The organism is Pontibacter toksunensis, from assembly GCF_042686245.1.
In the GTDB taxonomy this organism is placed as follows: domain Bacteria; phylum Bacteroidota; class Bacteroidia; order Cytophagales; family Hymenobacteraceae; genus Pontibacter; species Pontibacter toksunensis.
On sequence record NZ_JBHUOX010000005.1, the window covers coordinates 268,622 to 295,103 of the forward strand.

The following is a 26,482-nucleotide window of genomic DNA, read 5'->3' on the forward strand; positions in this document are numbered from 1 at the left end:
TATCTGATAGCTGCCCCTCTTGCTTTATATATAAGTTTCTTTTATCTCAGAATGTACAGTTTACCATAGCCGTTCTTAAAGGCTTTATCGCCGAAGGTGTTACGATGCTTCATCTCCTCATCAATTCTGCTCATCACCACTCGGTACAGGTATACCCCGTTGGCCAGTTTGTCGCCGTACATGTCGGTGCCATCCCAGGCATACTCTGTTTTGTTATTGCCAATGCGCAGCGGCCCCAGTTCTTCTTTCATGATTTCCTTCACCACTTTACCTGTCACCGTTAGGATCTGGATTTTCATGTGCTCCGGTATCGTGCTACCTGTCAGCGTAAAGATGAAGTTGGTTTTGGTGGAGAATGGGTTCGGGAACGGATAAAAGTTCGTTACTCCCGCCTCACTCACAACCTCAAAGCCTATTCTGTAAGGTGATATACCTGAGTCTTTGCCTGCCGAATCCTTGGCCCTGACTTCCATCGTATACTTGTCGTCCTCCAGTTTCAAGGGCTTATACTCTAACTTGAAGTCATTTTGCTCCGTGGCAGCCACATAAGTGACCTCCTGCGGATTGTTCACAAGCGACACCACCGTCTCTTCCTTCAGTGAGTTTATTAAGATGATAGACATGGCAGACGGATCCTGCAGGAATGTATGGCGGTTCTCATCTTTGAGCGTAACGCTAATGACCGGACTTGGCGACACAAGATCACCATCCAGAATATGCACGCCATCAAAAGCTACATCCATAATGGGGTGAAGTTTTGGTTTTACGCTGAAGCTCACTTCATAAATGTTATTGAAGTAATGCTGCTCCAGCTGCAGGCGCGGGTTCACATACATGCTCAGCTTGTAATTCCCTTCCAGTTCCTGTGTTGGGGAAGTATATGTAAAGGTTACGGTCTCCCCGGCTGCTACAGGCTTTATTTTGAACCGTGAAACAGCAGGTTGTACGCCATCACCAGATAACGTTACCTCTACCACCAGGGAATCCCGGAAAGCTGTGTTCGAAATGTTCTGAAAAGCCATGGGTGCTGTAATATGTCCTCCGCTTGCCTGCTCAGATAAGAGGCCGCTGCTTATTTTTACCAGGTCCGGCCTGACCACACCCTCCGGAACACCCTCATAATAGACAAACCATTGCTTTAGCTGAGGTGCCGTTCTGGCTGTAGAATCTGATAAGAAGGCAGAAAGCTTCAGGTTAGGGTACAGCTTTGCATCAATAGAGGAGATATCCAGCACTTTGCTTTGCACTTTCTCCACCAGCACGTCTTCCTGGCCCGTCGTATCGATACCGATTACTTTCAGCGTATACTTATCACTTCCTCCTTTATAGCGCTCAATGTTATGGTGCAATGTCTCCCATTTAAGCGCTGGCCCTATCGTAACAGATGTGATTGTTCCGGCTGCTCTTGCGGACTGGAGTGTGGCATCTAAAGAGATATCCTGAGAGGTTACCGGTGTAGCGTTATCAGCAGACGCGGTCAACTCCTGTGCCGTACCTACAGCACTTCCCTTCTGCCCGACGATCGCGAACGGTGCACCTGTCGTAAGGTTATCTATCAGGCTGGAGCCAATCCTCCTGAATGCTGCCTTGGCCTCTGAAGTGAAATTACTGAAGGGTACTTTGTTGATGCTGATGCCTGCTACATAATATCCTGCTGGCACAGCATCCAGAAAAGCCTCCATTTTAGTCACATTGGCTGGGTTTGACAAATCTCCTGTATCGAACAGATAGGGCGGGTTTATTCTTTGTGAACAAAAAGTTTGCCCTGGCAAAGAGGTAACTACTTCTAAGTTAACATTGTCAATCACTATAAAGTAGAACCTGGAAGCTGCAGAACTTGCAGGGTTACCACAGGCACCGTTCAGCTCTGAAACACCGTCTAAATATAAACCATACGGTGAGTAAACATAGCGTATGTCTCCTCCCGCCGTTTTTATGTTAATAAACCTCTTTATGGGTTTGAACTGCCATGTCCTGCTACGCTCAGTTAGTGAATCGAACCCAATCGAATGTACATCCTGAAGCTGCCCATAATGGCTTTGTGACCAGCCTCCTTTTGCCCCGGCTATACGCCTGAAGGAACTTGTAGCCCAAACCGTGTCCTCTCCTGCTTCATACTGTGTAAAGCGGGCGCGCCAGTAATACACAACGCTGTCTTTGCTTGTTGAAGGCAAAGATACCTCCCACACAGGTACTCCTGTGTTTGTCACAGTTTGGGACTGTCGGAGCGAACTTCTGAATGTTTTAGATGTATCTATTTCAAAATAATAGCCTTTATCATCATTTATTGCAGTGGACTGCACTGCCAGTTTCACCTTATCAGTTCCAATGATGCTGTAGTTAGCAGGGTAAACGGTTTTTATACCACTTATCGGAAAGAAGTGCTGAAAAGTGGCTACGTTGTTCTCTTCGTTCAACTCCTCAAATGCATCAGGGCTGTCTAGCTTGATTTCGAAGGAATTCATTCCTGCCGCCATCACGTCTTTGTTAGGTATTTTAAGTGTTACCCTCCGCCCCTTAATAATCGGGTCTATCAGAATAGCATCTTTGAGGATAACACTGTTATCGGACAATGTCCTTTTAACAGAGACATGGATGGGATCAGTGATGGCTTTCCCAAGGTTATCTACATCAAAAGACACCATAAATGAATCAGCAGAGGCTGTTACTCCTCCGCCATCAAATCCAGTTATTTCAAAGCCGCTTTCTTTTATGACATAATCAGGCTTACTTGGATTGTAAGGCTTTAATGCAGGATCTCCTTGTAACGTCATCTCCAACACCGTGGCTATAGCATGGCTACTTGCTGTTCCCTGCATTACCCGCTTAATAGTTTCCTGTTGTACTTCACCCAGAGAGGCACCCCAAAACTTGGGGTCCTGAAAGGCTACCTTATAAAAGTTAGATGAATAAAGATTTAAGTATAGATTAAGGTCTCCTGCATCTATATGTGCTATCAACGCGACAGCTCCCTTGTTCGGAGTGAGCAGCCAATCTTCTCCAAATGTTATGTAGTTGGGAACAAAGCTGTTTCCCAGGTTACACCCATTCATCAACATGATGGGGTACTTCCCTTTATTCTGGTAGTTGTTCACCGCACTCGATACATAGCCTATATCCAGATCATTGGTGCTTGTAGAACTGTGTCCAAAGAAAGTAATAAGAGAAAGCCCCTTATTAAGCTGCTCGGAAACATTAATGAACTCTGTCACCTCACTTACATTCTGCCTGTATCTTTCGAAAACATTGGCTCCCAACAAGGGTCCCTCAGCTATTCTTGCATATGCCTGTAAATAATTTGTAATCTGGCTGATTTCACGAGGTGTTTTCCCTCCTCCGAGTTGCAGTATATTCTTTCGCCAGGGCTCTCCTTCTTTAACAGCATCATGCTCCTTTACTTTATTAAGATAAGCAATGATAGCCTCTGGTGTAGTGACGGAGATTCTGCCAGTCGGCACAATGGGAATATAAGAGCTGTATCTGAAATCTGCAGAAAACACCAAATCAGAAGAAGGCACAATACCGGTTGGCACCAGATCCATTTCATATACCTTAGGATGCCGTGCACCCACCTGATAATAGCTGAACTTCCCTGGGTAATATTCAGAAAAATATTGCTGATCTGCATATGTTACGCCTTTACCGATAATGAACAACTGTGTAGACCTGGGGGAGGTACCCATAAACCTTGTCATGCGGCGTATGGCGTTAGATGAATAGTCACCATAGTGGAACAGGTTAATTACCTGTTCCATATTGAAAAGCAGGGTATCATATCCTCCTCCGGCTACGGAGGCTCTGTAAGCGGCATACTCCATAGGAGCAGGCAACCTACTGCCGCCAGCAACCTTCATTAAGCGCTTATTGGTTAAAACAATATAATTATGGTTCGCAGGGTCTATTGATCTGAACTTAATTCCGCTCCTGTTCCCCCTAACAGGAGTCAATGGTATGGAAGTATCCGCAACAAGCACCTTATGGGTTTTCCCGTTACCGGCATCTATTACAAACCCTTTTCTGCTTCCATCGGCGTGTCCTGCAATTCTGGTGATATTGTATGGGTCGCTCACATCATATGCAACAGCAGTTGAAGGAGCATCTGAGAGGCTGAAATAAGGATTTGCACTTTTTGTTGAATCAGTATACAGGTACATGGCAGCACCAGTGAAGACAGGTTTCTGAGGATAGGTAAGCACGCCGTAGGCAAAACTAATAGAGTTTCCGTTGGTTGGCGTAGCGACAGGTGCTACCTGAATGGTAAATACTCCCTGTGTGTTGATGTCGCTAAACTCTACCGTTTGCTGGTCTTTAGCAGAAGCATAAAAATCATACTCAAAATACTTAAGTTTTCGGGTACCTGTAGGAGCAACTACATTGACATTCAATTTATGGTACTCATGGTATGCTCCAACAGTTGCATACTCTACTACTGGCCTTGGACCGCTAGGTTCTAGGTTAGTGATGTTGTTAATTTCGTAGTTCCTAACACTAATTGAGTTAGCTGAAAAGTATCCTTCCCCTTCATCCATCCATGGCATCCTGGTCAGGCGGTTTGCAACATCATACAACTTCCCATAGTTAAAGCGGTCAGTCCTTACACTAACCGCCTTCTGCAAATGGTATGGCTCAGGAGTGCGGCCGGAAACAGAAGGATTCGACTCCCGCATACGCTTGCCTCCGGCCGCATTCACTGTAAGGAAATAGGCGGCTGTATCGGTGTAAAGGCTATAGAACTGGTGTACCTGGTGTGCTGGGTTCTTGTACAGCTCGCGGTCCATGGCACCATCGTTGCGCTCGCCGTAGAACTCCACATAATCCTGAGCATCTAGCCTGCCATCGGCTTCTCCGGCTACATAAACAGAAACTTCTTTACCCCTGCGAAAGAGCTGCAGGTGCTGCGGGTTTACGCCTCTCAGGCCAAGGCCCTCCAGAAACTCACGATCAAGGCGGTGCAAGCCTGTATTGACTACACTGATCTTGTAGTAGGTCTGGGAGTAATTAATCCACTCGTTTCCGTACACTTCCTGCGCTTGTGCGGTACCTGCCGCGAAGCAGGTGATGAGGAATAGGAGTGCGGGTAAAAGTCGCTTCATCATGTTTAACTTATTCTTTTTCCTGCTTAGATAGGCAGTTATATTATTTATCGAAAGAGTAGCCGAGGGAAACGATAACAGAGGAGGTGTTGGCACCGCCAATGGCATTGTTTTCACTGTTGTTGACACGGGAAAGCGCAAGGTCGAGCAGGAGGCCACCGGTTTTAACGCCTATCCCAAAGTTAGGCTGCAATCGCTTGGTAGTGCCCCCGTCGAAATTCCTTGTCTGCTGATAGTTGTTGATTCCGCCTCTCACAAAAACAGAGTTAGCATATGCCAGCTCGAGTCCAACATGCGGATCGAGCGATACAACATTAGACTTAAGCAGCACATTGCGTTTGCCATCGAAGGTAAAATCGAAATCTGCTGCGATGAGAGCCGAAAACTTATCATTAAACTGGAAAGAGCGGCCAACCCCCAGCACAATTCTGGGGAGGGTCAGTTCAGCATTGTTTTCAGGCAGGTCGTTGCCGGTTTGCTGATATACCTCTTCCAACTCTTCAACATTATGCGTCCAGGCGGTGAAGGTGGTGGTAATGTCTTTAGCCATCAGGCCGTACTGCCACTTTCCGCGCTGCAACTGCGCCCCCACATCTACACCAAAGCCATAGGCGTTTGCAAACTGCCCCACATTCCGGTAAATAATCTTTGCATTTGCACCAAGGGCCAGTCCCTCAACAAGATCACTGCGGCGGGCATAGGATAAGATCATGGCGTAATCTGCCACGGAGAAAAACCGGATACTGTCATACTGGATATAGCCGTACTCATTCTGCAGGCGGCGTGTGTCAGCAATGTCGTCCACGGCCAGCCGGATGACGGAGACAGCGAGGGCGCTGTTGGTGTCGAGGGGCATGGCAAAGCCGGCGAAGTCATTTTTGGCGATGCCCGCGAAAAGCTCTGAGTGCATCAGGCTCACATTGTACCTGTTCCGGAGGCGCAGCAGACCAGCCGGGTTCCAGTAGCCTGCATTGGCGTCGCCAGCGATAGCGGCTTGCACATTGCCCATACCAAGCGCACGCCCTCCTACTCCAATGTTCAAAAACTCATTGCTGTATTTCGGAGCGGACACTTGTGCTGTTGCAGCTGACCATGCTATAAAAAACAGAACGGCCATGAAACAGCGAAGGGTGAATCTGATCATGAATAGAGGTATAAGTTGTATCGCAAGAAAAAATTTTAGTGCACTCTTTTAATAACGCCTACAGCGGCTTCTGGCGCCGGTAATTCCCTCAGCAACACATAATGAGGCTTTTTAGTTGTTTGCCGTGCAGTTTAATTTTAATCAAAAATACTGAATATTCAAGATAAACCGAGATCCGGATAACTAATAAAATAAACTCCCGTAATTATTTTTATACAGTACCTTGCGTTACATAGTACCTTTCATTATCTTTACTTCAACATTAAAACGAAATCATCATGAAAGTAGAAAACACACAAGTGCAGATGAGGAAGGGGATTCTGGAGTTCTGCATCCTGGAGATTATCTCTCGTGGTGAAGTATATGCGTCCGATATGTTGGAAGAGCTGACAGCGGCCAGAATGATCGTTGTAGAGGGTACACTCTACCCTTTGCTCACCCGCCTCAAGAACGCGTCGCTTCTCGACTACAACTGGGTAGAGTCAACTTCAGGGCCTCCCCGCAAATACTACACCCTTACTGAAACAGGACGCGACTTTCTGGAACAGCTCCGGCTAACCTGGGCAGACCTGGTTGCCTCCACAGATTACATTATCCAAAACAAGAAAGCTCAGCAACTATGAAAAAGAATATAAGCATCAACTTGCAAGGCATCATCTTCCATATAGAAGAGGATGGTTATGAGCAGCTCAGCAGATACCTTGCCTCCATCAGAACGTACTTCTCCAATTATGAGGGGCACGAGGAAATCATTGCCGACATCGAAGCCAGAATTGCCGAGATTTTCTCTGCGCGGCTTTCCCCGGGCAAGCAGGTAATCTCTTTAGAGGATGTGGAGTACCTGATAGGACGCATGGGCAGTGTAACAGACTTCGAAGTGCTGGACCCGGCAGAAGAGGGAATTTTAACCCCACAGCCACAGCCAAACCAAGAGTCCTACGAAAAGGCATATGAGGGAGCTTACGGCACCTCTGATGGCTCCGGCGCCTATACGGCAACAGGTCCTAAGAAGCTGTTCCGCGACATTAACCGCAAAGTCATTGCAGGGGTATCGTCTGGATTAGCCAACTACCTGAACCTGGATCCGCTCTGGGTAAGGCTGTTCTTTGTGCTACTGGTGTTACTGGGCATTGTATCGGCGGGTATATCAGCCGCAACAGGTATTATCCTGTACATTGTGCTTTGGATTGCCATGCCTGAGAATGACCAGCTGCCAGAAACAACGGCCAGAAAGCTGTTCCGCGACCCGGAAGACAAGAAACTGGCGGGTGTAGCCAGTGGTATAGCCAAGTACTTTGGAGTAGATACAGCTGTTGTTCGTGTCCTGTTCATAACCCTTATTTTCGCTGGCGGCTTCGGTATTTTAGCGTACATCGTGCTTTGGGTTGCCATGCCCGAAGCCGTTACGCTAACCGAACGCCTGCAGATGCAGGGTGACCCTGTAACGCTGGCCGGTATAGAGAAAACGCTGAAAGACAACCTGAACATGAAGGACAGCAACGGCGAGGAAAGCGCTCTTGCTAAAGTTATATTGATGCCTTTCCGCCTGATTTCCCAGCTTTTTAACTGGCTCGGCCATGCATTGGGGCCCATCTTCGCCTTCCTGATTACGCTTATACGCGTTGGAGCCGGCATCATCCTGCTGGTAGTGTCTATTGGCTTGACCATTGCCCTCTTCTCCTCGTTTTTTGTTGCGCTTGGTTTAGTAGATGAGTCTCAGTATATTGTTTTAGGTGATTTTCCGGCCTCCGTGTTTCTCGGGGGCTTTCCCAGGCTCGGACTGGTGGCAGGCTTTTTTGTAGGCTTAATTCCGCTTCTATTACTCATTATACTGAGCGTGAGCCTTCTGGTGAAGCGCACCTTCCTCCGCCCTTTTGTTGGCTGGTCTATGTTTGGGGTATGGCTTGTGAGCCTTTTCACGCTGATTGCGAGTATTGCCATGCATACTACAAACTTCCGCCGTTCCGGTGAGGTGATAACTACTAAAACGATTCCTGTGGCTGACTATGGCACCCTGACGCTGGATGCTTACAACACAAACACAAAGTATGAGAACATTTTCATTGACGTACGTGCTCATAATAGCGATAACGTTGAGGTGGTACAGCGTGCAGAGGCTAAAGGCAGAACAGAGGAGGAGGCGAAGCAAAATGCCCGCATGATAACCTACCGGGTGGTGCAGCAGGACTCTGTACTACGGTTTGACAACAGCTATGAGTTTAAAGAGGGTGCTGCCTACCGCGACCAGGAATTAAGCGTCACGCTCATGCTCCCGCAGAACAAGCCCCTGCGCCTGACCCGCGAGTTTACCAACCTGCTGCCAAGCGCCACCTTTGCCCAAAGCTATGATACTGATAAAATCGTGCGCAACACTTGGCAGGCAAGCGGCAACCAACTGGAGTGCCTTACCTGTGCCGCTGATACGCTGGACACACAGGAGTACAGTTCTACGAATGCTATTGACACCGGCTTTACCAGCGGTATAAGCGGAAGCGTGCTGCTGAATGAGAGCGAGTACAGCAGCAATATTAAATCCTTTGACTTCGATGACTTCAGCCAAGTAACCGTGAGTGGGCCATACCATGTGCAGATTCAGCAGGGCAGCAACTACAGCATCCGGGTGCGGGGCGGAGACAAAGAGCTCAGGCTAATATCTATCGAAAAGTCAGGCCAGGAGTTGCGCATCGGCTATAAGGAAAAAGACTTTGATCTGTTTGATGACCGCGACCCGGTGCTGATTCAGATTGTAGCACCTAATTACACTGACATCGACCTGAGCGGAGCTATCAAAGCGGATATCGGCAGAATTAACTCTGATAACCTGGAGTTGAATTTAGCAGGTGCCATCCGGTCTACTGCTGACTTAAATGTGCATAACCTGAAAGTGGGTATTGCCGGTGCTTCTATCAGTAAGTTTACAGGCCGTGCCGAGAACTTTGAACTGGATGCAACCGGAGCCGGAGTTGTGGATGCAGAAGGCCTTCAGGCCACCTCAGTGGATGCTGACGTAACAGGTGCCAGTGCAGCCCAGGTGTATGCCACTGACAAACTTCGCGCCCAGGCATCAGGCGCCAGCCGCATCACCTACAAAGGCAACCCCTCCGATACCACCATCGACAGCAATGGCCCCAGCAGCGTGAAGCGCCGCTAGCCAAATATGAACTAAAAGTAAAAGAATGAAAATAGCGGCTGAGGCTCTTTAAACCTCAGCCCGCCAACAAAACCTCCGCTAGTACAATCTAAAACTATGTTAAAAATAAACTTTTCCTTTTGCTGACTGCCGCCGCCATACTACATCATGCTCCTGAAGCTTTGGCACAGAATCAAAACTCCACAGCCTGCGATGAGAAATTACTCTCTTACCTAAACTGGAAAGAAACCCCGGATACAGAATGGTCGCTGCACCTCACAGCCAGAAATGGCGGAAGCCTGCAGTACATAGGTGCCTCCCATTCTGATGATGCCGCAGATGCTCAGTTTCCGGCGCTGCGTCAGGCATGGGCATTACAAAAACCAACTATAGCTTTCTTCGAAGGGCCAGACAGGGGTATAGCAGACTCTGAGACAGAAACCATTTCCAAATTCGGTGAATCAGGATTTGTAAGGTATATGGCAAAGGCCGATGGTGTCAAGACAAAGTCGTTGGAGCCGAGCCCACAGGAGGAGGCAGATTATTTATTATCCCGAAAGGAATTCACACCGGAGCAGATCAAGCTGTTCTTCATACTGCGGGAGGCAAGCAGACTACGAGAGCGCAAGAACATGACCGAGGAGCAGATAAAGGCTACTATCGCGCAGTTATTGCAGCGGGCCAACAGCCTTATACCTGCTTTCGCTACTGTTTTACCCGATATAGCGTCGCTGCAGCCTGCTTATAGCAAATACTGGTCAGCACCGGCCAATTGGTGGGAAGCTCCGGCAGAATGGTTTACGCCTGGTGGAGACGGAGAAAAAACAGGTGGCAAATTCACACATACTATCAACCGCCACAGCAGTGAGTTCCGGAACCTGCACATGTACCGGCTCCTGACTGAAGCCGTGTTAAGAGGTGAGAAGGTATATGCCGTTGTGGGTCGAAATCATGTGCCGATGCAGGCCCCGGCTATCCGGTGTGCCCTCGCCTAGCAAGCGAAACTATAGCCACAACATGAAAATAAACAGCTTGCATTTTAAAACCAAGTATGTTTCTCGGGTATCGGAAATAAATATTAGGAAAGTATATATAAGAAAGACTGAAACGAGCGTTACCCTTAAGTAAACTTAGTTTAGTTGTTGTTTGATGAGTGCACTTGGCGAAGCCCCCTCTCCTTTCCTTTTTCCAGCAGAAAGGCGAAGGCTTCGTCAAACTCATTTCTTACTTTCCCCTCCAGAATAGCCTCCGTCAGTACCTCCTTCAGTTCTCCTACAGCTTTGGATGGTTTCAAACCGAAAGTTTCCATGATGACTTCGCCTGTGATAACCGGTTGGAAGTTGCGCAGTTTATCGCTCTCCTCCACCTCAACCAGTCGCTTCTCTACTTTATCAAAATTCTGCAGATAGCGCTTTACTTTGTTGTCATTTTTTGAGGTGATGTCGGCACGGCATAACGCCATGAGTGCCTCTATATCGTCTCCGGCCTCAAAGAGCAGGCGGCGTATGGCCGAGTCTGTAACGGTTTCTTTAACCAGGGCAATCGGACGCAGGTGCAGTTTCACCAGCTTCTGCACAAACTTCATGTGCTCGTTCAGGGGCAGCTTCAAGTCTTTAAACAGCTTCGGCACCATGCGGGCACCCCTGTCTTCGTGCCCATGGAAGGTCCAGCCTACCTTGGGCGAGTAACGCTTGGTGTCAGGTTTGGCGATGTCGTGCATAATAGCCGCCCAGCGCAGCCACAAGTCATCCGACACCTCCGCCACATTGTCGAGCACCTGCAGCGTATGGTAAAAATTGTCCTTGTGTGAGTTGCCGTTTATCGTTTCCACCCCATGCAGCTCCGTCATTTTCGGGAAGATGAGCTCCAGAAGCCCGGACACAAACAGCAATTTAAAGCCATAAGAAGGCGTAGGTGAAAGTATGATTTTATTCAACTCATCCGTAATACGCTCCTGCGACACAATCCGGATGCGCTCTTTATTTTCCGTGATGGCATCAAAAGTATCCGGATCAACATCAAAGCCTAACTGGGAAGCAAAACGGATGGCGCGCATCATGCGCAGCGGGTCATCAGAGAAGGTGATACCCGGCTCCAGCGGTGTCCGGATAACCTTGCGCTTCATGTCCTTTACACCCTCAAACTCATCAATCAACACACCATAGTTCTCTTTATTCAGGCTGATGCCAAGGGCATTGATGGTAAAGTCACGCCGTTTCAGGTCATCGTCCAACGTGCCCTGCTCCACCTCAGGCTTCCGGGAATGCTCCCTATAAGATTCTTTGCGGGCTCCTACGAACTCTACCTCCCACTCATCCGCACGCAGCATGGCCGTCCCGAAGTTTTTAAAGATGGATACCTTTGGTTTATGCCGCAGCTTCTGCGCCACCATGGCCGCCAACGCAATGCCATCGCCCACACACACAATGTCGATGTCCTTGGATGGCCGCTTCAGCACCAGGTCGCGCACAAAGCCCCCGATGACGTAGGCATCAGTGCTTAACTCAGCGGCCGCCTCGGCTACAACATTAAAAATCGGGTGTTGCGGTAGTTCTACTTTATCCATCTCTAAAAATCAAAAACCTCAGGCAACGGTGGCGCGGCCTGAGGTGCAAAATTAAGGATTACCTCGTCAATTACGAATTACGGGTTCCGAATTGCCGCTACCATCTTTCTGTCAGAAGGTATTTGTGCTAATCGCGCAGTACTCTTTGGCTCCCGTCAGGGTTGATTTTAATTATACGGGAAGGATTTGCCTCTATGGTTTCCTCCTGCCGCCAGTTCACTACAAAATCCACGCGCTTCTTTATTTCTTCAGAAACATCTGCAAACGATTTGGGGGCAGGTTCTCCGCTGATGTTGGCCGATGTAGAAATCAGGGGCCGGCTAATCTGCCTGATGAGGCGATGGCAGAATTCGTCATTCACAATCCTGATCGCGACGGTACCATCGTCAGCCAGGGCTTCTTTTGGCAGGTTTTTCGGATTTGAAAAAACATAGGTGGTAGGCCGCTCCTGCTTTTCCACGAATTGCTGGAAATCTGCAGGCAGTGATGCAATGTAGTGCAGCAGCATCTGCTGGTCGGCTACCAGCAGAATCATTGATTTGGAGGCGTCACGCTCTTTGATTTTCACCACCCGCTTCACCGCCGCGGCATTTTCTGCATCGCAGCCAATTCCCCAGACGGTATCGGTGGGGTAGAGTATAATGTTGCCCACCAGTAATTCCTCTTCTGCTGCCTGTACGGCGTTTATTAACTGGCTCATTTTATTGTTGTTAATTGTTAGTTGTTGATTGCTGGTTGTTAAACTGTTGTTGGCGTTATTTTTTTTAACAATTAACAATCCATCAATCAACGTATCTCCTGCGTCAGTTCTATCAGCACACCATTGGCGCTCTTGGGGTGCACGAAGCACACCAGTTTGTTGTCGGCTCCTTTCTTGGGCGTTTCGTTCATTAGCGTGAATCCCTCCTGCTTCAGTCGCTCCATTTCGCTTATTATATCTTCTACTTCAAAAGCGATATGATGGATGCCTTCTCCGCGCCTTTGAATGAATTTTGTAATTGCACTGTCTTCTGTTGTTCCTTCCAGTAACTCAATCTTTGTGTCGCCTACTTTAAAAAAAGAGGTGTTGACATTTTCAGACGAAACAAATTCGGTCTTATAGGGTTTTACGCCCAAAAGTTTGAAGTACAAAGCATTTGCTTCGCTGAAATCCTTTACAGCAATGCCTATATGTTCTACGTTGCGCATTTTGTATTTGTAATTAGTCTAAGTAAGCTTTTTTTAGTAATTTTGCGTGGAATTCAAAACTAATAATTTCTTTCAACTGTTTATAAAACAGACAATAAATAGAAAAAAACACAGTGCTATGCTAACACTTCCTATATACTTGGATAACAATGCCACTACGCCGTTAGACCCGCGTGTACTCGAGGCAATGCTACCTTACATGACAAACATGTTCGGTAATGCTGCTTCCCGTAACCACGCTTTTGGCTGGCAGGCGGAAGAGGCTGTTGATTATGCCCGTGAGCAAATTGCGTCGCTTATCAACTGTTCTCCAAAAGAAATCATCTTTACCTCTGGTGCCACAGAATCTGATAACCTGGCCATCAAAGGCGTTTATGAAATGTACGCTTCTAAGGGTAACCATATTATTACGGCTACTACTGAGCACAAGGCTGTACTGGACACTTGTAAGCACATCGAGAAAATTGGTGGTAAAGTAACGTACCTGCAGGTAAACGCTGAAGGCCTGATTGACCTGAACGAACTGGAGGAAGCGATTACCGATAAGACTATTCTTATCTCTATCATGTATGCCAACAATGAAGTTGGTGTAATCCAGCCAATCCGTGAGATTTCTGCTATTGCCAAGAAGCATGGCATCCTTTTCTTTACAGATGCTACACAGGCTGTAGGTAAAATCCCGGTGGACGTAGAGGCTGACGGCATTGACCTGATGGCTTTCTCAGCTCACAAGATGTACGGGCCAAAAGGAGTTGGTGCTTTGTACGTGCGTCGTAAGAACCCACGTGTAAAAGTAACCGCCCAAATGGACGGTGGTGGCCACGAGCGCGGTATGCGTTCCGGTACGCTGAACGTGCCAGGTATTGTTGGCCTCGGCAAAGCTGCTGAAATAGCAAAGCAGGATATGGAGTCTGATAACGCCCGTATCTCAGCAATGCGCGACCGCCTGGAGAGAGAACTGACCCAGATTGAAGAGTCTTATGTAAACGGTTCGCGTGAGCACCGCCTGCCGCACGTATCCAACATCTCTTTTAAATATGTGGAAGGCGAAGGTTTGATGATGGGTGTAAAAGACCTGGCGGTATCTTCCGGATCTGCCTGTACTTCAGCCTCATTGGAGCCATCTTACGTATTAAAAGCACTAGGCTTGAGCGATGACCTGGCACACTCCTCTCTGCGTTTCGGCCTGAGCCGCTTCACGAAAGATGAGGAAATAGACTATGCCATTGGTCACGTGAAAGAAGCCGTTTCCAAACTACGTGAACTATCCCCGCTATGGGAGATGTTTAAAGAAGGTATAGACCTTGACTCAATTGAGTGGGCAGAACACTAAGAAATAAATGATGAGTTAGAAATTATGAATTATGAAGGTTCTGAAAGCAGAATTTCATAATTTGTAATTTCTGATTCAATTCATAATTAATAATTCATCATTCGTAATTAAATTAAAGCTATGGCTTATTCAGATAAAGTAATTGATCATTACAGCAACCCACGTAACGTAGGTACGCTAGATAAATCTAAAACAAGTGTGGGTACTGGACTTGTTGGTGCCCCTGAGTGTGGTGACGTGATGCGCCTTCAAATTGAAGTAGACGAGAACCAGGTAATTACTGACGCGAAGTTCAAAACGTTTGGTTGTGGTTCTGCTATCGCTTCTTCTTCCCTGGCAACAGAGTGGCTGAAAGGAAAATCAGTAGACGAGGCTCTTGCTATAGATAACATGGCGATTGTGGAAGAACTGGCATTGCCGCCGGTAAAAATTCACTGCTCTGTACTGGCTGAAGACGCAATAAAATCTGCTATAAACGACTACAGAGTGAAGAATGGCCTTCCAGCACTGGAAATGGCTAAGTCGCACCACTAAGACACGGACTCAATGGAGTCAAAAAATACGGATGTGCATGTTGAAAATGCACGCATTCAGAAGCAGATTGAAAACCACTTAGGTATAAGCGGCAACAGTCTGCTTTTTGAATTCAGGCACATCGACAACAAAGAGCGCCTCGACCTGATTACCGTAAACCCACGCCACCACCAGTCGTTTCTGTTTCACTCAGAAATTGGCTATGACCGGGTGGATGCGCTGCGTAAGATGCTGGCCTATGTTCAGAATTACCGTGAACAGGAAAGCTCTTATACAGTGCAGTGGATATCCCGCGACGAGAAGGAGCTGAACACTTCTTATTTCCGGGCACGTAATATGTATGAGGCACTCGATAAATTATACTATGGCCGAGACATGAACACCATCACCGTTTTTAGTGTGGTGCTGAATCCTGTCTCTTAAAAGATACATATCATGATCACAGTTTCAGATAAAGCAAAAGAGAAGGTAATCAAGCTGAAGCAGGACGCTCAGCTGGACGACACGTACCGCTTGCGCGCTTCTGTTGCAGGTGGTGGTTGCTCTGGTCTGTCCTATAACCTTGACTTCGACGATGAAGTGAAGCCGATGGATCAGGAGTTTGAAGACAAAGGCGTGAAGGTAGTAGTAGACATGAAGAGTTTTCTATACCTGGCAGGTACGGAACTTGATTTCTCTGATGGCCTCAACGGCAAAGGCTTTTACTTCAACAACCCCAATGCCACCCGCACCTGCGGTTGCGGCGACAGCTTTTCAGTATAAAAGTTATTACGCTCAATAAACACAAACGCCCGGCTTCCAACAAGCCGGGCGTTTGTGTTTATAAGAAGATGATGCTCTCTTACCTTTTCATGAACCGGGTTGTCTGGCGCTGTCCCTGCTCATCCAGCAGTACAAGCACATAACTGCCGTCACTTAGGTTGCTGACATCCAAGGTGTGCTGGAGCGAAGTTTTATCAAGCTTTTTCTGAAGCACTTGCCTTCCCATCATGTCCATCACCAGTACCTGCTGCTTCGTGCCGATTTGTTCTACACTAATCTCCAACTTATTACTTGTAAGTGTAGGATAGACTTTGGCCAGCTTTGTGGCAGCAGTTCTTGTCACAGCAACTACAGAAGAGTATGAGTGGCTGCCATCTTCATCTACCTGCTTTAATCTATAGTAGGATGTGCCTACCAAGGGGTATTCATCTTTAAAACCATAGGCAGCGCCTTGTGCCGTCGTTCCGTTACCAGCCACTCTGCCAATACTCTCAAAAATATGCCCATTGGAGCTCCTCTCTATAGAGAAAAAATCATTTTGAAATTCTGAGGCAGTTAGCCACTGCAACTGTACCACAGCGCCACTGTTCCTGGCAGTAAAGCGGACCAGTTCCACAGGAAGCACTACTAGAGGCTCATCAGGCTTAACACTCCAGGTAATGCTAAAGTCATCTATGGCTAAACCATGGTCCGCCTCCAGTTCATCCGCATCTTTCCAGCGCAGCATCAGGTAGTGCCCGTCAGGTATATTTACAGTTAATTGCGTGGCCAGGAAAGCCCTGTTCGCAGAAGCATTGCCGTTCAAACGCTTCCCTTCTGTGAAGAAGTGGGGGCTTTTAAAATCCAGGTCCGGATAAGGCACCCATTTTGCATCAGCTCTCGGGGAGAGGTCGAAAGACTCTTTTTTATCACTAAGGGCGTAGTAGAAGGCAATTTTGTGCTCGCCTGCGGTCTTATTAGAGATGCGCCACTGTTCACCATAAAAGCTGATGTCCACGTGATGAATGGTGTCGCCTGTCGTATTCTGTAATAGCACACTCCATGCAAACTCGCCTGCATTAAGTGAACTGATGGCACCCAAGGCCCTTTCTTTAGAACCATTGGAACCGTAACTGTAGAAAGCTCCCGTGTTACTTGAACCGTCGTTTGCAATGATGCTGCTGGTCTGCTTGGTACGTTGTACACTCCAACCGGCCATATAGCTGGTGCCGTTTGCCCAAACAGCTGTGCCGGAATCCGGTAGTATATCAAAGTTTTGAGTGTAATTGGTATGGCTCCTTTCCATACTGATTTGAGCGGTTGCAGTTTCAGATACAAGAAAAACGGCCAGGCAAATGAAAACCTGACGGAGAAGAGTAAAGCTTTTAATCATTCTTAAGAGAGGTTATACTGTTTATGCTCCAGCAGTTAATTAGTATAATTATACTCTGATAGAACAGAAACCAAACCTGCACTCGCTTTACAAAGTTCAATTGATTATTTATTTTTTCTTATCATATGCAGCGTTAAATAAAAAAGCTGCCCTGATTACTCAGAACAGCCTTTTAAGCTATGTATATGATACACAGCTGATTTTTAATGTACGGTCTTAGTAAGCTCTCGCCAACTTATTTTCCATAAAGTTCATGAAGGCACGGTTTACGACACCTGTTCCACCTGGAGTTGGGTAATTACCTGTAAAGTACCAGTCGCCTTTATGGTTAGGGCAAGCGAGGTGTAAATCTTCAATACGCTGGTAAATAACCTGCACCTCTGCGTTCACATCCGGCGCTTTCACTATTTCAGATACTTTCGCGGATATTTCATCAGCTGTAAACATATCATACAGCTCCTGCACATAGTTTGCCTCCCTGAATGCCGGTGTACCTGCCAAAGCCGCACACTTATCATATATCTCCTCTGCTTTGAAGTACAAACCGCGCTCTTTCAGGAGTGCCAGCAGTGCTCTGAAAGCCACGAACTCCTTCATGCGCGACATGTCGATACCGTAGCAGTCAGGGTAGCGAATTTGCGGGGCGCATGACACAATGATGATTTTCTTCGGCTCCAGTTTGTCCAGCATTTTGATGATACTCTTCTCAAGGGTTGTACCGCGTACAATAGAGTCATCCAGTACCACCACCGTATCTACGCCCTTCTTCACCACCTCATAGGTGGTATCGTACACGTGCGTCACCAAGTCATCCCGGCTGTCGTTGTCTGTAATGAAGGTCCTGAGCTTCACGTCCTTGATTACCAGCTTCTCAGCACGTGGCTTAAACTGCAGAATCTCATCCAGCTGCTCCTCGGTGAGTTCCTGATTCAGAATAGCTTTTTTACGGTACTCCCGCAGGTGGTTCTCAATCCCCTTCATCATACCCAGCCATGACGACTCGGCGGTATTGGGAATGTATGAGAACACGGTATTTTTAAGGTCGTAGTTGATGGCTTCCAGAATCTGTGGGCATAGCAGTTTACCCATGTTCTTGCGCTCGGTGTAGATCTCCGGGTCGTTGCCCCTGGAGAAGTAGATGCGTTCAAAGCTGCAGGAGAGTTTCTCACGTGGCTCCACCACTTCTACATGCTGCGGGTTGCCGGCTTTGTCTACAATCAACGCGTAGCCTGGCTTTATTTCCTGTATATCGCTGTACTCTATATCAAAGGCAGTTTTTATCGCTGGCTTTTCAGACGCTACCACCACTACCTCATCATCCATGTAGTAGTAAGCAGGACGGATGCCATTGGGGTCACGCAACACGAAAGAAGCGCCGTAGCCTGTGAGGCCTGCCATAGCATAGCCACCGTCAAAGTCGCGGCTGGCGCGGCGCAGTACACGCTGCAGATCCAGGTTTTCCTCGATCAGCTGCGTTATTTCTTTATTGGTGTGATCTCCTTTCTTGAAGTGGTTAAACTTCACCTGGTTTTCCTCATCCAGGAAATGGCCGATTTTCTCCAGTACGGTAATGGTGTCAGACTTTTGCTTCGGATGCTGCCCCAACTCCAGTAGCTTCTCAAACTGCTCATCCACGTTTGTCATGTTGAAGTTACCGGCAACAGCGAGGCTGCGGCTACGCCAGTTGTTCTCACGCACCATCGGGTGGCAATTATCCACGCTGTTAATACCGTGTGTGCCGTAGCGCAGGTGGCCCAGGTATACATCACCCAGAAAAGGCGTGTTCTCCCATATCCACTCCGTGTCATCAGCCCTGTCGGGATATTCTTCCTTCAGGTTTTTATACTCCTTGCTTATTTTCCCGAAGATGCTGTCGATGGCACGTGTTTTAACAGAGCGGAAGCGGCTGATGTACTCAATACCTGGCAGGGCGTTAATTTTGATACTGGCTACTCCGGCACCGTCCTGCCCGCGGTTGTGCTGCTTCTGCATCAGCAGGTACAGCTTGTTGATGCCGTACATGGGGGTACCGTACTTTTCTACATAATAATTAATGGGTTTTCTGAGCCTGATCAAGGCAATACCACATTCATGTTTAATAGCGTCGCTCATAGGTGCTATAAAATTATATTATCTGGCCAGCAGTTGTTCAATCCAGTTCAGCAGCAGGTCAGGCTTAAAGAACAAAACCAGCAGCGGCAGAGAAAACAATGCAAGCAGCAGTTTATCTGACAGTGAAGTAACTAAATTTTCCTCTCTTAAATTCCCTTTAAAGAAAAGGTAGAAAGGTATCTTGATATAATAGAATAGTGCCACCCCTGTCAGCAAAATCCCGACGACGAGCAGCGTAAGCAGAAGCGTATTCCGGCTTAGAGTGTAGGCTTCCCAGACATTACTGAAGATAAGCAGCTTACCCATGAACCCTGCCAAAGGAGGTAGCCCGGTGAGCGAGAGCAGGTAGAGCAGCGCCATCACACCAACAAAGGGATAGGCACGGCCAAGGCCGCTGAAATCGTCCAGTTTCTGTACCCCAAACCTATCCTCTGACAGCTGCAGGAACTGAAAGATGCCGAAGTTCATAAACAGCAGCACCGTGAGGTAGAACAACACACTCGGCGCATAGTCCGTTTGGAAAGCCAATAGCCCCGTCAGCAGAAAACCGGCATGCGATACAGAAGAGTAGGCGAGCAGCCTGCGGGGCGAGTTTTGCCAGAGGGCGGTCAGGTTACCGACAAGCAGCGTGGCAATGGCTGCTACGCCGAGAAACAATTGCACATCGGCATAAGCCAGCGGATTATCAAAGGCAGTGACAAAGCGGAGTATCACGATAATACCCGCCATTTTTGGCCCTGTGGAGAACAGCGCCACAACAGGCAGCGGCGCGCCCTGGTATACATCCGGCACCCAGAAGTGAAAAGGTGCCGCTGATATTTTAAAGAAGAAACCGGCGAAAACCAGTACCGCCGCCACCGTTACCAGCAGCGTGTTCGCCTGCAGCAGCCCCAGTCTAAACATTTCTGAAGAGTAGTCAAGCGTTCCGGTCAGGCCATAGAAAAAGGACATGCCGTACAACATGACACCTGCTGAAAGCGCACCATAAAGAATATACTTTAAACCTGCCTCTACTGCACGTTTTTCTTTCTTTAATGTAAGGGTCAGGATGTAGGAGGCAATGGAAACCGTCTCTATGGCCAGGAATACCATAAGCAGGTTCACGGATTTCCCCATCAGGTTCAGCCCCAGCACCAGCATCAGGATGAGGGCGTAATACTCTCCTTTACCCTCTTGCAGGTATTCCAATGGCCTGTTCTGTAACGAGAGCAGGATGGTAAAAATACCTGCCGCACTAAAGAGGATACCTGCATAGCGCGCCAGTCCATCAGACAGCAGCAGGTTCAGAAAGTACTCATCGCCGGAGGTATAACCACCTAATATCTGCAGCAGCAGCGAAGCAAACAGCCCGGAGAGGGCGAACCACGGCAGCAGGCGCTTTATTCTTAAAGATCTGAACAGGTCCAGGGTAACGAGCAGCAGAAAGAAGATAGCCAGCAGCAGTTCAGGCAGCAGCGAACCTGCACCTGCTAAGATGGCATCAATGGTTTCTGATAGATAGACTGCCTGCTCGTTCACTTAGCGTACAATGGAAGATAAAACGATGTTCAGTTGCTCCTGCCCGTTCTGCAGCACTAACTCTGAAAACCCATTCACAGCTACCCCAATTTTATCCAGGAGCAGGTGCGGGAAGATTCCGAAAAGCAAGGCCAGCAGTGTTAAAGGCACCAGCATCAGGTACTCCCGTAAATTCAGGTCGGTGATAACGGCACTCCCCCGCAGCTCCGGGAATATCCAGAACTTGCCAAAGAACATGCGCTGCAGCGCCCACAGGTAATAAGCCGCGGCTAAGAGCAAGCCGAACACAGCTACAATGGTCAGCCAGCGAGGCAGCATGCCTGTTGCTTCGGGGGCACTAAAACCTCCTACCAGCACCAGCAACTCAGCTATAAACCCAGAGAAACCAGGCAAGCCTAAGGAGGCAAAGAAAGAGATGACCACAAATGTAGTATAGGCAGGCATCGCAGAAGCCAGGCCTCTGAAATTCATAATCATGCGGTCGTGTGCCCGGTCATAAATTACCCCGACCACCAGGAAGAGCATGGCAGAGATTATACCGTGGCTGAACATCATGTATACAGCGCCATTCACTCCTTCAGTAGTAAGAGACGCCAGGCCCAGCAGCACAAAACCCATGTGCGATACAGAAGAATAGGCGATCAGCTTTTTCAGGTCATTCATAGCCAAGGCATTGAGTGCACCATAGATGATAGACAGCACGCCTAAACCGCCCACCAGCACGGAGAAGTAAGTTGCCGCATCCGGGAAAACAGGGAAAACGATGCGGATAAGGCCGTAGCCACCCACTTTCAGCAGGATGGCAGCCAGCAGCACAGAAATAGGTGTAGGTGCCTCCACGTGCGCATCCGGTAACCAGGTATGCACCGGCACCACCGGCACTTTAATGGCAAAGCCGGCCAGCAGCAGCAGAAAAGCAATAAAACGTATTGGCAGGTCCCACAGCGTTACCCGCGACAGCACATGCAGGAGACTACCAGGCACAAAATTAGCCGCCTCCATCATAGCGGGAATACTGAACGTATGCACCATATTTTGGGTGCTGATGGCTTTCTGCTGTAACATCTGCTGTACCTGCCGTATCACGTCCGGAGAGGCTGCTGCACCACGCTCCAGCAGCCCCAGCTGACTCGCTGTAGCTGCCGGGTCAACCACTGAAGTGTATAACCCGATCATCACGATCAAAATAAAAAGCGACCCAACCAGGGTATAGATAAAGAACTTGATGGCTGCGTACTCCCTCCTTGGCCCGCCCCAGATACCGATCAGGAAGTACATCGGCAGCAGCATAAATTCAAAAAAGAGGTAGAACAGGAAAAAATCCAGCGCTAAAAAGCAGCCCATCACGCTGGTGAGCAGCAGCAGGTACAGCAGGATATATCCTTTTACTTTGCTGGTGATGGTCCAGGAGGAGATTATACCGATTACGCCTACGATGCCTGTGAGCAGCACCATACTAATGCTGATGCCATCCACACCAACGAAATATTCAATCTGAAAAAGGCCCAGGTTACCAAGCGAAAAGCTTATCCAGTTAAGCTTCTCCACAAACTGGTAGCCCTGCTGCCCATTCGCAAAGGCACTGCCATCGAAGCGCAGGTATGAAAAAATAGCCAGCCCCATCTGCACCAACGTTCCCAGTAGCGCCACTGCCTTTATCGGCCTGTGCTGCTGCGTGGGTATCATCAGCACAACAAGCGCTGCCAGCAAAGGTGTAAAAATGAGACTGCTAAGTATAAAATCCATTAATATTTTTGTTGTTGATTGTTCATTGTTGATAGTTTGCGGTTCATGCAAGCCTGAAGTATTTCTCCGGATTTAGTAATTCAACAACAACTAATCAGCAAACCACTATAAGTACTCATCTACAATATTAAAATCCTGCCAAACCTCACCTTCTTAAATCCTGAGCGCGAAATTAACCATCAAAACACGATGATGTACAGAATAATCAAAATAAATCCGAAGAGAGAATAGGCGTAGTACGACTGTACCTTCCCGTTCTGTAACCCCTGCCCGATACGGCCAAGCATTTTAGAGGCGGCGGCCACCAGCCACACCAGGCCATCCACCACAAACCTGTCGAATCCCGCTATCACTTTTGCGAAGACGACCAGCCATTTACTGCCATAGTTCAGGGTATAATCAATCACGCGCTTATCCACGCGATACAGGCTGCGGGCCAGGAGCAGTGTTGGCTTCACAAAAATTTTTGAATAGAACTGGTCGAGGTAAAAGTGGTTGTAAGACAGCCTGGCAAAAGCACTTCGCGGTTGTTCCTGTAGCAAAGCATCATCTGACTTGTTTCTGTACCTGCCTAATGCCAGTCCTATACCTGCCACACCCAAAAGTGCAGAGAGTACGCCAATTACCAGGTGAGCGATACGATTCGCTTCGTCCTGCGCAACCACTGCCTGTAGCAGGACATCTGCCAGCAAAGCGCCACCCACCGCGAGTCTTTCCAGGCCGATGCCCTGCATCACCCAACTGCTGCTGAAAGAGAACGGGTTTAGGGAAAAGAACACACCCAGAGAAAGTATGGCTAGCAGTACCACCGGCAACGCTAGCACGCGCTCCAACTCCTGCCCTGCCGATACCCGCAGTTCCCGCACATCAAACGGCAACCTGAAGGAACCGAAGAACATGAACCACATGTGGCGGCCCATGTAATAAGCTGTCAGCAGCACCACTGTGAAGCCAATAACCGGCACAACATAATAGAAACTGCTGCCGTTGGCGCTCATGGTTTGCGCCCAGGCCCAACTGCCGGATAGAATCGCGTCTTTGGAAAGGAAACCGGAGAACAAAGGCAAACCGACCAGGGCTGCGGCAGCTACTATGTAGGTGTAGAAGGTCAGCGGCATTGCTTTCCGCAGCCCACCCATGTTTCGGATATCCTGCGGATCTACATCTTTTGGCTGGTGCGTATGGTGCAGGCCACGGTGCATAGCATGGATGATGATACCAGCGTTCAGGAAGAGCGCTGCTTTGAAAAAAGCATGTGTGGTGAGGTGGAAAAGGGAAGCATCATGCGCGCCTGTTCCCATTCCCATCACCATATAGCCCAGTTGCGAGATGGTAGAAAACGCCAGCACTCCTTTTATATCATACTGTGTGAGGGCCGCAACAGCCCCTAATAAGGCTGTAACAGCACCGACAATGGCTATCACTGTGAGGGCGTCTATAGTGAAGAAGGCGTAGCAGCGGGCAAGTAAGTACACCCCAGCCGCTACCATGGTGGCGGCGTGAATGAGGGCAGAAACAGGTGTAGGTCCCTGCATGGCATCCGGAAGCCAGACCTGCAGCGGAAACTGAGCCGATTTGCCCACACAGCCCATAAACAAGCCTAAGCCAGCCAACGTTAGCAGCACCGGCCCCATCACAACCCGCCACTGCTGGCCATTTAGTATATAAGAAACTCCAAAGCCATCGTCCGTCCAAATGCCTGTGGCGATGAGGGCACGCAACGCCTCTAAATCGAAGGTGCGGAAATAGGTATAGAAAGCGAAGAGACCCAGCAACAATCCGATGTCTCCTATCCTGTTTACCAGGAAGGCTTTTTTGTTTGCCGCGATAGCAGCAGGCTTCGTAAACCAGAACCCAATGAGCAGGTAAGAAGACAGGCCAACCAGCTCCCAGAACATAAAAAGCAGGAGCAGGTTATCTACCAATACAATGCCCAGCATGCTGAACGTAAACAGGCCCAGATAAGCAAAATAACGCCCATAGCCTCTGTCGCCGTGCATATAGCCAACCGAGAACAGCTGCACCAGTGTGGAGATGAAGGTGACGATAACCAGCATCAGCACCGTGAGGTTGTCAATCAGTATACCTGCTGTAAAATCAGCTAAGGTGCCTCCCATTGATGCCATGCTAAACCACACGATGCGGCTATGAAAGGTGGCCGTGTTCCAGGTCTGCGCAAAAAGCCAGACAGATAACGCAAAGGAAAGCGCAGAAATACCCACCGCCAGCCAATCGCCACGGCGGGGTAAATGCCTGCCGAAAAAGAACAGAACCAGAAAAGCCAGCAGGGGCAGCAGAAGCACCGCTATTGCAAGGGTAGTCTGCGCTGTGCCCGCCAAAGGCTCTAAAAGTGAGGATAGCTCCAACGTGTCCTTTTTTATTTGCTCAGGTGATTGATTTGATTTAGGTTGGCTGTTTTAAAGAGTTGATACACCCGTAGCACAATGGCCAGGGCCACGGCAGCCTCGGCGGCAGCCACCACCATTACGAACAGCGAAAACAGCTGCCCCTGCAAAAGCAGCGGGTCAAAACGGCTGAAGGCGACGAGGTTCAGGTTGGCTGCATTGAAGATGAGTTCTATCCCCATCAGCACCACCACGGCATGCCGCTTTGTGATAACGGCCAGTATACCCAGGCTGAAAAGCAGGGCGCTCAAAATCAGAATATGCTCTAAAGGGACTCCCTCCATTTCTATACATTCTGTTTGTCTGTGGCAATATAAGCGGCTCCCATCAGGGCAATCAGCAAGAGCAGCGAGGCTACCTCAAAAGGAACTACAAAATCAGTCATCAGCTTGATACCGATGGTATGCACCGTGCTCTTCTCCGGCCCCAGCACATCCGTATCTGCTGTTTGCAGCCACGGAATCATGTGGAGGTTCGCGCGCATGATGGTGTAGCACAGGCCCAAAACCAGCAGAAACGTGATGACGGTGCCCCATACCTTGTTCACGCTCTCCGACATAACGGTCTGGTCGTGCACGCGGCTGCTCAGCATGATACCGAACAGAATCAGCACCAGCACGCCACCCACGTAAACCATCAGCTGCGTGACCGCCACAAAATCAGCGTACAGCAGCACGTATATACCGGCCACGCTCAGCAATGTGATCAGCAGCGAAAAGCCTGCGTACAGCAGGTTGCGCGTCAGCACCATGTAAGCCCCCGAAAGTACCGCCAGTAAGGCAAAAATGTAGAAAAGCATGCCTTTCAGTTATCAGTTAACATTGAACACTTATCAATGTGAGTTTCTCAAATTCCTCGCAGTGTGCGAAGTCTATGCTTTTATGCCTGCTTCCGCGCTGCCAATGCTGCAGCCTTCGCTGCCGCCATTTCTTCCTGCTGCTTCTCAAACAGGCGCTGCTTTTCCTGTGCCTGCTCCGGTGAGAGGTCAGTGAAGTGGTAGATCATGTTCTTGATGTTCACTTCGCTGAAATCGTATACCGGCGTCATGGTGAGGCAGTCGGTTGGGCACACGGTGGTGCAGAGGCCGCAGTAGCAGCACTTAGCCATGTCAATATCGAACACTGGCGCGTACAGGCGCTTCTTTGTTCCGTCTGAAGTTACGCCAATGTCTTCTGTTGCTTTCACCGACTCGATGGTGATGCAGTTCACTGGGCAAATCTTCGCACAGAGGTCGCACACAATACAATCTTCTATCTCGTTGTGCAGGCGGTAACGGCCGTTGTCAGGTATGGGCAGCGCTTCATACGGATACGTGAGCGTAGTCAGGCCATCCGGCTGCTTAAAGTAACTGTCGTCGGACACATACACCGGTTTGCGACGTTTGTTTGCGTTTGCGAAGTGGCGAAGTGTCAGGCGTGCGCCACTCAGCAGCGACTTTATCACGTGCCAAAACCCATTTTTATGCTTATATGCTTCTTTTTTTAATGTTTCCATATATCAAACCACAAGACTTTGTCTTGGGAAAAATAAGTAAGCCTTAGCTTTTGAAAACTTACTTTATACTACATACTACAGCGAC

At 48.5% G+C, this 26,482-nt stretch carries 20 protein-coding genes; 7 read left to right on the plus strand and 13 right to left on the minus strand.

Going from position 1 to position 26,482, the window contains the following annotated elements:
• Nucleotides 1-41 precede the first annotated feature (41 nt).
• Both porU2 and ACFS7Z_RS09205 read right to left on the minus strand, forming a co-directional pair.
• Complete coding sequence (gene porU2, locus ACFS7Z_RS09200; RefSeq protein WP_377483630.1) at nt 42-5,096, minus strand: putative type IX secretion system sortase PorU2; 5,055 nt, start codon at nt 5,094-5,096, stop codon at nt 42-44.
• Between the two features lie 40 nt (nt 5,097-5,136).
• The gene (locus ACFS7Z_RS09205; protein ID WP_449301449.1) at nt 5,137-6,237 is read right to left on the minus strand and encodes a putative type IX sorting system protein PorV2; all 1,101 of its coding nucleotides are present in this window, start codon (nt 6,235-6,237) and stop codon (nt 5,137-5,139) included.
• A 278-nt stretch (nt 6,238-6,515) separates the two neighbouring features.
• Between ACFS7Z_RS09205 and ACFS7Z_RS09210 the strand changes: the two genes are divergently transcribed.
• The 3 genes from ACFS7Z_RS09210 to ACFS7Z_RS09220 all read left to right on the plus strand — a co-directional run bounded on the left by ACFS7Z_RS09210 (nt 6,516) and on the right by ACFS7Z_RS09220 (nt 10,362).
• Nucleotides 6,516-6,860: a PadR family transcriptional regulator gene (locus tag ACFS7Z_RS09210; protein ID WP_377483634.1), complete on the plus strand. Its 345-nt coding sequence runs from the start codon at nt 6,516-6,518 to the stop codon at nt 6,858-6,860.
• Nucleotides 6,857-9,388 (plus strand): PspC domain-containing protein, encoded by a 2,532-nt coding sequence (locus ACFS7Z_RS09215; protein ID WP_377483636.1) that lies wholly within the window; start codon nt 6,857-6,859, stop codon nt 9,386-9,388. Before ACFS7Z_RS09210 ends, ACFS7Z_RS09215 begins: the two co-directional genes overlap by 4 nt.
• 161 nt (nt 9,389-9,549) lie before the next feature.
• Entirely contained in the window at nt 9,550-10,362 is an 813-nt protein-coding gene (locus tag ACFS7Z_RS09220) for a hypothetical protein (protein WP_377483638.1), read from the plus strand.
• 140 nt (nt 10,363-10,502) lie between these two features.
• Here ACFS7Z_RS09220 and ACFS7Z_RS09225 read toward each other — a convergent pair whose 3' ends face one another.
• The 3 genes from ACFS7Z_RS09225 to mce all read right to left on the minus strand — a co-directional run bounded on the left by ACFS7Z_RS09225 (nt 10,503) and on the right by mce (nt 13,121).
• A complete protein-coding gene (locus ACFS7Z_RS09225; RefSeq protein WP_377483640.1) occupies nt 10,503-11,933 on the minus strand; it encodes a CCA tRNA nucleotidyltransferase in 1,431 nt (476 codons plus the stop codon).
• A gap of 127 nt (nt 11,934-12,060) precedes the next feature.
• Nucleotides 12,061-12,633 carry an L-threonylcarbamoyladenylate synthase gene (locus tag ACFS7Z_RS09230; protein ID WP_377483642.1) on the minus strand — a complete coding sequence of 191 codons (573 nt, stop codon included), beginning with the start codon at nt 12,631-12,633 and terminating at the stop codon, nt 12,061-12,063.
• Between the two features lie 86 nt (nt 12,634-12,719).
• Nucleotides 12,720-13,121, minus strand: coding sequence for a methylmalonyl-CoA epimerase (gene mce / locus ACFS7Z_RS09235; RefSeq protein ID WP_377483644.1), 402 nt, complete (start codon nt 13,119-13,121; stop codon nt 12,720-12,722).
• Between the two features lie 118 nt (nt 13,122-13,239).
• On the opposite strand from mce, the gene ACFS7Z_RS09240 reads away from it, so the two are divergent.
• The 4 genes from ACFS7Z_RS09240 to ACFS7Z_RS09255 all read left to right on the plus strand — a co-directional run bounded on the left by ACFS7Z_RS09240 (nt 13,240) and on the right by ACFS7Z_RS09255 (nt 15,750).
• Nucleotides 13,240-14,454, plus strand: a complete 1,215-nt coding sequence (locus ACFS7Z_RS09240) for an IscS subfamily cysteine desulfurase (protein ID WP_377483646.1) — start codon at nt 13,240-13,242, stop codon at nt 14,452-14,454.
• A gap of 120 nt (nt 14,455-14,574) precedes the next feature.
• Nucleotides 14,575-14,988, plus strand: coding sequence for a Fe-S cluster assembly scaffold IscU (gene iscU, locus ACFS7Z_RS09245; protein WP_377483648.1), 414 nt, complete (start codon nt 14,575-14,577; stop codon nt 14,986-14,988).
• Between the two features lie 12 nt (nt 14,989-15,000).
• Nucleotides 15,001-15,411 (plus strand): hypothetical protein, encoded by a 411-nt coding sequence (locus ACFS7Z_RS09250; protein ID WP_377483651.1) that lies wholly within the window; start codon nt 15,001-15,003, stop codon nt 15,409-15,411.
• 12 nt (nt 15,412-15,423) lie between these two features.
• Nucleotides 15,424-15,750: a HesB/IscA family protein gene (locus ACFS7Z_RS09255; protein ID WP_377483653.1), complete on the plus strand. Its 327-nt coding sequence runs from the start codon at nt 15,424-15,426 to the stop codon at nt 15,748-15,750.
• 79 nt (nt 15,751-15,829) lie between these two features.
• Here ACFS7Z_RS09255 and ACFS7Z_RS09260 read toward each other — a convergent pair whose 3' ends face one another.
• The 8 genes from ACFS7Z_RS09260 to ACFS7Z_RS09295 all read right to left on the minus strand — a co-directional run bounded on the left by ACFS7Z_RS09260 (nt 15,830) and on the right by ACFS7Z_RS09295 (nt 26,397).
• Nucleotides 15,830-17,035, minus strand: a complete 1,206-nt coding sequence (locus ACFS7Z_RS09260; RefSeq protein ID WP_377483655.1) for a T9SS type A sorting domain-containing protein — start codon at nt 17,033-17,035, stop codon at nt 15,830-15,832.
• Nucleotides 17,036-17,338: 303 nt separating this feature from the next.
• On the minus strand, nt 17,339-19,234 hold the full coding sequence (locus ACFS7Z_RS09265) for an amidophosphoribosyltransferase (RefSeq protein ID WP_377483657.1): 1,896 nt from the start codon (nt 19,232-19,234) through the stop codon (nt 17,339-17,341).
• An 18-nt stretch (nt 19,235-19,252) separates the two neighbouring features.
• Complete coding sequence (locus ACFS7Z_RS09270; protein WP_377483659.1) at nt 19,253-20,752, minus strand: NADH-quinone oxidoreductase subunit N; 1,500 nt, start codon at nt 20,750-20,752, stop codon at nt 19,253-19,255.
• A complete protein-coding gene (locus ACFS7Z_RS09275) occupies nt 20,753-22,498 on the minus strand; it encodes a complex I subunit 4 family protein (protein WP_377483661.1) in 1,746 nt (581 codons plus the stop codon).
• Nucleotides 22,499-22,677: 179 nt separating this feature from the next.
• On the minus strand, nt 22,678-24,864 hold the full coding sequence (nuoL, locus tag ACFS7Z_RS09280; protein WP_377483663.1) for an NADH-quinone oxidoreductase subunit L: 2,187 nt from the start codon (nt 24,862-24,864) through the stop codon (nt 22,678-22,680).
• Between the two features lie 11 nt (nt 24,865-24,875).
• Nucleotides 24,876-25,187: an NADH-quinone oxidoreductase subunit NuoK gene (nuoK, locus tag ACFS7Z_RS09285; protein ID WP_377483666.1), complete on the minus strand. Its 312-nt coding sequence runs from the start codon at nt 25,185-25,187 to the stop codon at nt 24,876-24,878.
• Between the two features lie 2 nt (nt 25,188-25,189).
• Complete coding sequence (locus tag ACFS7Z_RS09290) at nt 25,190-25,702, minus strand: NADH-quinone oxidoreductase subunit J family protein (protein WP_377483668.1); 513 nt, start codon at nt 25,700-25,702, stop codon at nt 25,190-25,192.
• An 80-nt stretch (nt 25,703-25,782) separates the two neighbouring features.
• Nucleotides 25,783-26,397 (minus strand): NuoI/complex I 23 kDa subunit family protein, encoded by a 615-nt coding sequence (locus tag ACFS7Z_RS09295; protein WP_377483670.1) that lies wholly within the window; start codon nt 26,395-26,397, stop codon nt 25,783-25,785.
• Between the last annotated feature and the right edge of the window lie 85 nt (nt 26,398-26,482).